This window comes from Streptomyces glaucescens (genome assembly GCF_002154375.1).
GTDB lineage: Bacteria > Actinomycetota > Actinomycetes > Streptomycetales > Streptomycetaceae > Streptomyces > Streptomyces glaucescens.
This window is the reverse complement of sequence record NZ_MUND01000639.1, coordinates 1-7158: the sequence shown is the minus strand read 5'-3', so window position 1 is coordinate 7158 and position 7158 is coordinate 1. Positions and strand designations below refer to the sequence as shown.

8 protein-coding genes are annotated in these 7158 nt (G+C 70.4%); 5 read left to right on the top strand and 3 right to left on the bottom strand.

Going from position 1 to position 7158, the window contains the following annotated elements; genetic code table 11:
- Positions 1–83: 83 nt before the first annotated feature.
- Positions 84–1229, bottom strand: coding sequence for a 4-hydroxyphenylpyruvate dioxygenase (hppD, locus tag CCN42_RS33840; RefSeq protein ID WP_086741262.1), 1146 nt, complete (start codon positions 1227–1229; stop codon positions 84–86).
- Positions 1230–1351: 122 nt separating this feature from the next.
- Between hppD and CCN42_RS33835 the strand changes: the two genes are divergently transcribed.
- From CCN42_RS33835 to CCN42_RS33815, 5 genes are read left to right on the top strand one after another with little or no spacing between them, the layout of a single operon-like run.
- A complete protein-coding gene (locus CCN42_RS33835; RefSeq protein ID WP_169731575.1) occupies positions 1352–1837 on the top strand; it encodes an Lrp/AsnC family transcriptional regulator in 486 nt (161 codons plus the stop codon).
- An 18-nt stretch (positions 1838–1855) separates the two neighbouring features.
- Positions 1856–2503 carry an ABC transporter permease gene (locus CCN42_RS33830; RefSeq protein ID WP_086741261.1) on the top strand — a complete coding sequence of 216 codons (648 nt, stop codon included), beginning with the start codon at positions 1856–1858 and terminating at the stop codon, positions 2501–2503.
- The gene (locus CCN42_RS33825; protein WP_086741260.1) at positions 2496–3737 is read left to right on the top strand and encodes a betaine/proline/choline family ABC transporter ATP-binding protein; all 1242 of its coding nucleotides are present in this window, start codon (positions 2496–2498) and stop codon (positions 3735–3737) included. The genes CCN42_RS33830 and CCN42_RS33825 overlap by 8 nt, the downstream gene beginning before the upstream one ends.
- Entirely contained in the window at positions 3734–4594 is an 861-nt protein-coding gene (locus CCN42_RS33820; RefSeq protein ID WP_086741259.1) for an ABC transporter permease, read from the top strand. Before CCN42_RS33825 ends, CCN42_RS33820 begins: the two co-directional genes overlap by 4 nt.
- Entirely contained in the window at positions 4591–5553 is a 963-nt protein-coding gene (locus CCN42_RS33815) for a glycine betaine ABC transporter substrate-binding protein (protein ID WP_086741258.1), read from the top strand. The genes CCN42_RS33820 and CCN42_RS33815 overlap by 4 nt, the downstream gene beginning before the upstream one ends.
- 6 nt (positions 5554–5559) lie before the next feature.
- On the opposite strand, the gene CCN42_RS33810 is transcribed toward CCN42_RS33815, so the two are convergent.
- Together CCN42_RS33810 and CCN42_RS33805 are read right to left on the bottom strand one after the other, a co-directional pair.
- Entirely contained in the window at positions 5560–6348 is a 789-nt protein-coding gene (locus CCN42_RS33810) for a S16 family serine protease (protein WP_086741257.1), read from the bottom strand.
- Positions 6349–6413: 65 nt separating this feature from the next.
- Positions 6414–7055, bottom strand: coding sequence for an IclR family transcriptional regulator (locus CCN42_RS33805; RefSeq protein ID WP_086172433.1), 642 nt, complete (start codon positions 7053–7055; stop codon positions 6414–6416).
- Positions 7056–7158 lie beyond the last annotated feature (103 nt).

The following is a 7158-nucleotide window of genomic DNA, read 5'->3' as shown; positions in this document are numbered from 1 at the left end:
GGGCGAGCCGTCGGACCGGCTGCCGCACGGGGTGTGGGCGCCGGACTGATCCGGCCCGGAGGTTCCTGGCCGGGGGTCCCGGGTCAGAGGTTGCCGCGCTTGGCCTGCTCTCGTTCGATCGCCTCGAACAGGGCCTTGAAGTTGCCCTTGCCGAAGCCCATCGAGCCATGGCGCTCGATGATCTCGAAGAACACGGTCGGGCGGTCCTGGACCGGCTTGGTGAAGATCTGCAGCAGGTAGCCGTCCTCGTCGCGGTCGGCGAGGATCTTCAGCTCGCGCAGGGTCTCGATCGGCACCCGGGTGTCGCCGACCCACTCGCCGAGGGTGTCGTAGTAGGAGTCCGGGGTGTCCAGGAACTGCACGCCGGCCGCGCGCATGGTGCGCACGGTGGCCACGATGTCGTTGGTGTTCAGCGCGATGTGCTGGACGCCGGCGCCGCCGTAGAACTCCAGGTACTCGTCGATCTGGGACTTCTTCTTGGCGATGGCGGGCTCGTTGATCGGGAACTTGACCTTGAGCGTGCCGTCGGCCACCACCTTCGACATCAGCGCGCTGTACTCGGTCGCGATGTCGTCGCCCACGAACTCCTTCATGTTCGTGAAGCCCATGACCTTGTTGTAGAAGCCGACCCACTCGTTCATCCGGCCGAGTTCCACGTTGCCGACGCAGTGGTCGATGGCCTGGAAGGTGCGCTGGGCGGGCGGCTCGACGATCGGGTCGGCGGCGACGTACCCGGGCAGGTAGGGGCCGTCGTAGCCGGTGCGCTCGACGAGGGTGTGGCGGGTCTCGCCGTAGGTGGCGATCGCGGCGAGGACGACCGTGCCGTGCTCGTCCTTCACCTCGTACGGCTCGGCGACCGAGCGCGCCCCGTGCTCGATCGCGTAGGCGTAGGCCGCCCGGGCGTCCGGCACCTCGATGGCGAGGTCGATGACGCCGTCGCCGTGCTCGGCCACGTGCTGGGCGAGGAAGTGGCCCCAGTCGGTGGCGGGCTTGATGACGGAGGTGAGGACGAAGCGCGCGGAGCCGTTCTCCAGGACGTAGCTGGCGGTCTCGCGGCTGCCGTTCTCCGGTCCGGAGTAGGCGACCAGCTTCATGCCGAAGGCGGTGGAGTAGTAGTGCGCCGCCTGCTTGGCGTTGCCCACGGCGAAGACGACCGCGTCCATTCCCTTGACCGGGAAGGGGTCGGCCTGCCGGGCGGTGTCGGGAGTGTGGTGTGTGGTCTGCGTCATAGCCGAAGCGTGGCCCCGCTCTGCAAGGTGCGCAATAGTTTGCGTTTCTGCTGGGCAATGTGACCAGTGCAGGGTCCGTTTCTGCGGGCTGTCTGTACAGGATGACCACTGGAGGAGCCGCTGTGGCGATCGATCATCTGGACGGCCGCATCATCGTGCTGCTCGCCCGCGAGCCGCGCATCGGCGTGCTGGAGATGTCCCGGCGCCTCGGCGTCGCGCGCGGCACCGTGCAGGCCCGCCTCGACCGGCTTCAGTCGAACGGAGTCATCCGCGGATTCGGCCCCCAGGTGGATCCCGCGGCCCTCGGATACCCGGTGACCGCGTTCGCCACGCTGGAGATCAGGCAGGGCCAAGGCGCCGACGTGCGGGCCCACTTGGCGACCGTGCCGGAGGTGCTGGAGCTGCACACGACCACCGGCACCAACGACATGCTGTGCCGCCTGGTGGCCCGCTCCAACGCGGATCTCCAGCGGGTGATCGACCGGGTTGTCGGTTTTGATGGCATCGTCCGGGCCTCCACCGCGATCGTCATGGAGAACCCCGTTCCGCTGCGGATCATCCCGCTGGTGGAGCAGGCGGCGCAGGAGGATCCGCGAGCGATGTCGTAGCCGTTGGGGTGAGGCGATGTGAACTTCTGGGAGTACCTGGGCAGTCGCCACCAGCAGCTGCTCGCCGACGCCGGGCAGCACGCCAGCGCCGTCTTCCAGTGCATGGTCGTGGCCACCGTCCTCGGCGTCCTGATCGGTGTCGTCACCTACCGCACCGAGTGGGGCGGCAACCTGGCCACCACCGCCACCTCCACCATCCTCACCATCCCCTCGCTGGCCATGATCGGCCTGCTCGTCCCCATCGTCGGCCTCGGCGTGCCCCCGACGGTCATCGCGCTCACCCTCTACGGGCTGCTGCCGGTCGTGCGGAACTCGATCGTCGGCCTGCGCGGTGTCGACCCCGCGCTGGTGGACGCCGCGACCGGCATCGGCATGTCCCGGCTGTCCCGGCTCGTGCGGGTGGAGCTGCCGCTGGCCTGGCCGCCGATCCTCACCGGCATCCGGGTCTCGACACAGATGCTGATGGGCATCGCCGCCATCGCGGCCTACGCCTCCGGACCCGGCCTCGGCAACGAGATCTTCCGCGGCATCGCCTCCCTGGGCAGCAAGAACGCCCTGAACCAGGTGCTCGCGGGCACCCTCGGGATCATCGTCCTCGCCCTGCTCTTCGATGCCGCGTACGTCCTGATCGGACGGCTGACCATCCCGAGGGGGATCCGTGCCTGAGAACACCGCGGCCGGCGGCGCGACCATCGAGCTGGAGAACCTGACCAAGCGCTACCCCGGCAACCCCGCCCCGTCCGTGGACAACGTCAGCATGGAGATCGGCGCGGGCGAGACGGTGATCTTCGTCGGGCCGTCCGGCTGCGGCAAGTCGACCACTCTGAAGATGATCAACCGGCTGATCGAGCCGACCAGCGGACGGATCCGCATCAACGGCGAGGACGTCACCGACATCGACCCGGTGAAACTGCGCCGCAAGGTCGGCTACGCCATCCAGTCCGCCGGACTCTTCCCGCACATGACCGTCGCCCAGAACATCGGCCTCGTCCCGAAGATGGTCGGCTGGTCCAAGTCCCGCATCCGCGACCGGGTGGAGGAACTGCTCGACCTGGTCGGCCTGGACCCCGGCGAGTTCCACGGCCGCTACCCGCGCCAGCTCTCCGGGGGCCAGCAGCAGCGCGTCGGCGTGGCCCGGGCGCTGGCCGCCGACCCGCCGGTCCTGCTGATGGACGAGCCGTTCGGCGCGGTCGACCCGATCACCCGCGACCACCTCCAGGACGAGCTGATCCGGCTCCAGAACGAGCTGCACAAGACGATCGTGTTCGTCACCCACGACTTCGACGAGGCGATCAAGCTCGGCGACCGGATCGCGGTCCTGCGCGAACGCTCGCACATCGCCCAGTTCGACACCCCCGAGGCGATCCTCACCAACCCGGCGGACGACTTCGTCTCCGGCTTCGTCGGCGCGGGCGCCGCGCTGAAACGCCTCAACCTCACCCGGGTCCGGGACGTGGAGATCACCGACTATCCGACGGTCACCGTCGACGACCCGCTCCAGGACATCTTCGACAAGCTGCGCCGCAGCGGCACCAACGAGATCCTGCTGCTGGACAAGCGGGGCCGCCCCTACAAGTGGCTGCGGCGCGGCGACCTGATGCGCGCCAAGGGCTCCCTGGCCCGCGCGGGCACCCTGGTGCACGACACGGTGACCCGGGAGGCCACCCTGCGCGACGCCCTGGAGGCGGTGCTCACCGACAACGCCGGGCGGGTCGCGGTGACCGGGCGGCGCGGGGAGTACACCGGGGTCGTCGACATGGAGACCTTGATGAACTCCGTGCACGAGCTGCTGGAGGCCGACCGGCTCGACGCGATCGGGCACCAGCACGAACTGGAGGAGGCCCGCGAAGAGCTGACCCACACCGAGCAGGAGGGCCACGAAGGGGAGGCGAAGGCGTGACGACCGCACCCGGCCGCGGGTCCCGGCCCGAAGGCGAGCACGAGGTCAGAGGGCTGCCCTTCCGGGACGACGGCGAAGCCGAGGTGGAGCCCGAGCCGCATCTGCGGCCCGCGCGGCCCCGCCGGATCGGCTGGCGGAAGCTGACCTTCGTCCCGGCCTTCCTGGTGGCGATGCTGCTGGCGACCTGGCTCTGGTTCGACCAGGCCGACCTGGACACCATCTCGGAGAACGCGCTGTCCGGCGGGCAGGTCTCCAAGGCGCTGTGGCAGCACGTCCAGCTGACGGTGATCTCCACCTTCTTCGTGCTGATCATCGCCATCCCGCTGGGTGTCCTGCTGACCAGGAAGGCGTTCCGCAGGGGGACCCCGGTGGCGATGGCGCTGGCCAACATGGGCCAGGCCACCCCCGCGATCGGACTGCTCGCGCTGCTGGTGATCTGGCTCGGCATCGGCCGCCGGTCGGCCCTGATCGGCATCATCGTCTACGCCGTGCTGCCGGTCCTGTCCAACACCATCGCCGGTCTCAAGGCGAACGACCCGACGCTGCTGGAGGCGGCCCGCGGCATCGGCATGTCCCCGCTGGGCGTGCTCACCAAGGTGGAACTGCCGCTCGCCGTCCCGCTGATCCTGGCGGGCGTGCGCACGGCCCTCGTGCTGAACGTGGGGACGGCGACCCTGGCGACCTTCGGTGGCGGCGGCGGACTCGGCGTGCTGATCACCACCGGCATCACCAACCAGCGGATGCCGGTGCTGATCCTGGGCTCCATCCTCACCATCGCCCTCGCCCTGCTGGTGGACTGGCTGGCCTCGCTCGCCGAACTGCTGCTGCGGCCCCGCGGTCTGGAGGCCGGCGCATGAGACGGACCTGCCTGCTGCTCGCCGGGATGCTGGTGGCCGCCGCCGGCTGCGGACTGACCAGCGGCTCCCCCATGGTCGACGACGTACGGCCCGGCTCCATCGGGCAGGGCGAGCCCCTCGAGGGCGCCGATCTCACGGTGACGTCCAAGTCGTTCACGGAGCAGCTCATCCTCGGCGCGATCATGGGCATCGCCTTCCAGGCGGCCGGCGCGGAGGTCCTCGACCGGACGGGCATCCAGGGCTCCATCGGCTCCCGCGAGGCCGTGCGCAGCGGCGACGCGGACGCCGTGTACGAGTACACCGGCACCGCCTGGATCACCTACCTCGGCAACAAGGAGCCCATCCCCGACCCGCGGCAGCAGTGGCGGGCGGTGCGCGACGCCGACCGGGAGAACGGCATGACCTGGCTGGCCCCGTCCGCCCTCAACAACACCTACGCCCTGGCGATGAACCAGGCCAACTTCCGGAAGTACGGCACGAGGACGCTCTCGGACGTGGCCGCGCTGGCGAAGAAGGACCCCGGCGCGGTGACCCTGTGCGTCGAGGGCGAGTTCGCCAACCGGGCGGACGGACTGCCGGGCATGCAGAAGGAGTACGGGATGAACGTGCCGGCCGGCCGGATCACCCAGATGGACACCGGCATCATCTACACCCAGGTGGCCAAGGGCACTTGCACCTACGGCGAGGTGTTCACCACCGACGGGCGGGTCAAGTCCATGAACCTGGTGGTGATGGAGGACGACAGGAAGTTCTTCCCCAACTACAACGCGGCCCCCGTGATCAACACCAGGACGCTGACGGAGTGGCCCGCGATCACGGACATCCTCGACCCGATCACGAGGAAGCTGGACAACGACGTGGCCCAGACCCTCAACGCCAAGGTCGACGTGGACGGCGAGGACCCCCACCAGGTGGCGCTGGACTGGCTGGTCGAGGAGGGGTTCGTGAAGGAGGGCTGACCCGGTTCAGCAGGAGGGGACGGGCTTGCCGGAGTCCAGCGCGACCAGGGACTGCACGGCGCCCTTCAGCGTGGTCACCGGGATCAGCCGCAGCCCTTTGGGCAGCTCCGCCTGCGCGTCCGAGCACTCGGCCTGCGGCACCAGGAAGACGGTCGCGCCGTCGCGCCGCGCGGCCTGCGTCTTCAGGGCGACCCCGCCCACCGCGCCGACCTCGCCGTCGGCGGTGATGGTGCCGGTGCCGGCGATCGTACGGCCGCCGGTGAGGTCGCCGCCGCGGCCGTTGCCGTCCAGCTTGTCGACGATGCCCAGCGAGAACAGCAGGCCGGCGCTGGGCCCGCCCACGTCCTTCAGCTCCAGCTCCACCTCGATGCCGTCGTCGGCGCGGTCCAGGTAGTTCAGCGCGGCGGCGGTCGCCGCGTCCTGCGACTGCCGCATCTGGTCCGCGTTGTGCTTCTCGATCTCCTTGACGTCGTCCCCGCTCGGATAGACGGCGTCCAGCGGCATCACGGCCCGGTCGTCCCGGAACCACCCGTCGACCACGTCGCCCAGCGACACCCTGGTGTCCGGGCTGGTCGCCACGATGGTCGTCATCCGCAGCTCGCCCCGGGTGTCCCGGGTGGGCGCCCCCGAGATGGTGATCACCGGGTTCCCCTTGTCCTTGCCCAGGACGTCCGCCGTCGACCCCGGCTGCGCCACCGAGAACGGCAACGGCGCGAACACCGCCGTGGCGACGAGCCCCGCGACCGGCAGAGCGCAGACAGCGAGGGCCTGGGGACGTGAGAGACGAGAGAGCACGGAGCCAATCTAACCCGCGTGCCGGAGGGCCGGTCGCGCCGCCCGAGCCGGGGCGGCTCCCGCCGCTACCGCAGCGCCTCCGCGACCTCCCGGGCCGCTTCGACGACCCGCGTCCCCACCCGCTCCGGCACCGCGTCGGCGAGCATCACCACACCCACGCTCCCCTCGACCCCGGTGACCCCGAGCAGCGGCGCCGCGGCCCCGCTCGCCCCGGCCTCCAGCTCGCCGTGCGTCAGCGTGTACCCGGGGTCCCCGGACGGCCTGGCCCGCGCGGACAGGATCGCCTTGCCCGCGGCTCCCCGGTCCAGCGGGTGCCGGAACCCGGCCCGGTACGCCACGTGGTAGTCGGTCCACGTCGGCTCCACCACCGCGACGGCCAGCGCCTCCGCCCCGTCGACCAGCGTCAGGTGCGCCGTGGCCCCGATGTCCTCCGCCAGCGACCGCAGCGCCGGCAGCGCCGCCTCCCGCACCAGCGGGTGCACCTGCCGGCCGAGCCCCAGCACGCCCAGCCCCACCCGGGCACGTCCGCCCAGGTCACGTCGTACGAGTGCGTGCTGCTCCAGCGTGGCCAGCAACCGGTACACCACGGTCCGGTTCACGCCCAGTTTGGTGGATAGCTCGGTGACGGTCAGCCCGTGGTCCGTGTCGGCCAGCAGCTTGAGGACCCGCAGTCCCCGGTCGAGCGTCTGAGAGGTCTCCGCGGTCACGACGCCCACTCCTTAAGTGGTGAGGTCGGCAGCCTCTGAAGCGCGTCGCTGACGGGACTCGGCGACGCATCCGCCGCGAGGGGGCTGCCGACCTCACCACTTA

Excerpts from the sequence above, each read along its gene's own strand:
- CCN42_RS33815 (WP_086741258.1), top strand. The coding sequence starts at position 4,591 with ATGAGACGGACCTGCCTGCTGCTCGCCGGGATGCTGGTGGCCGCCGCC.
- hppD (WP_086741262.1), bottom strand. The coding sequence starts at position 1,229 with ATGACGCAGACCACACACCACACTCCCGACACCGCCCGGCAGGCCGAC.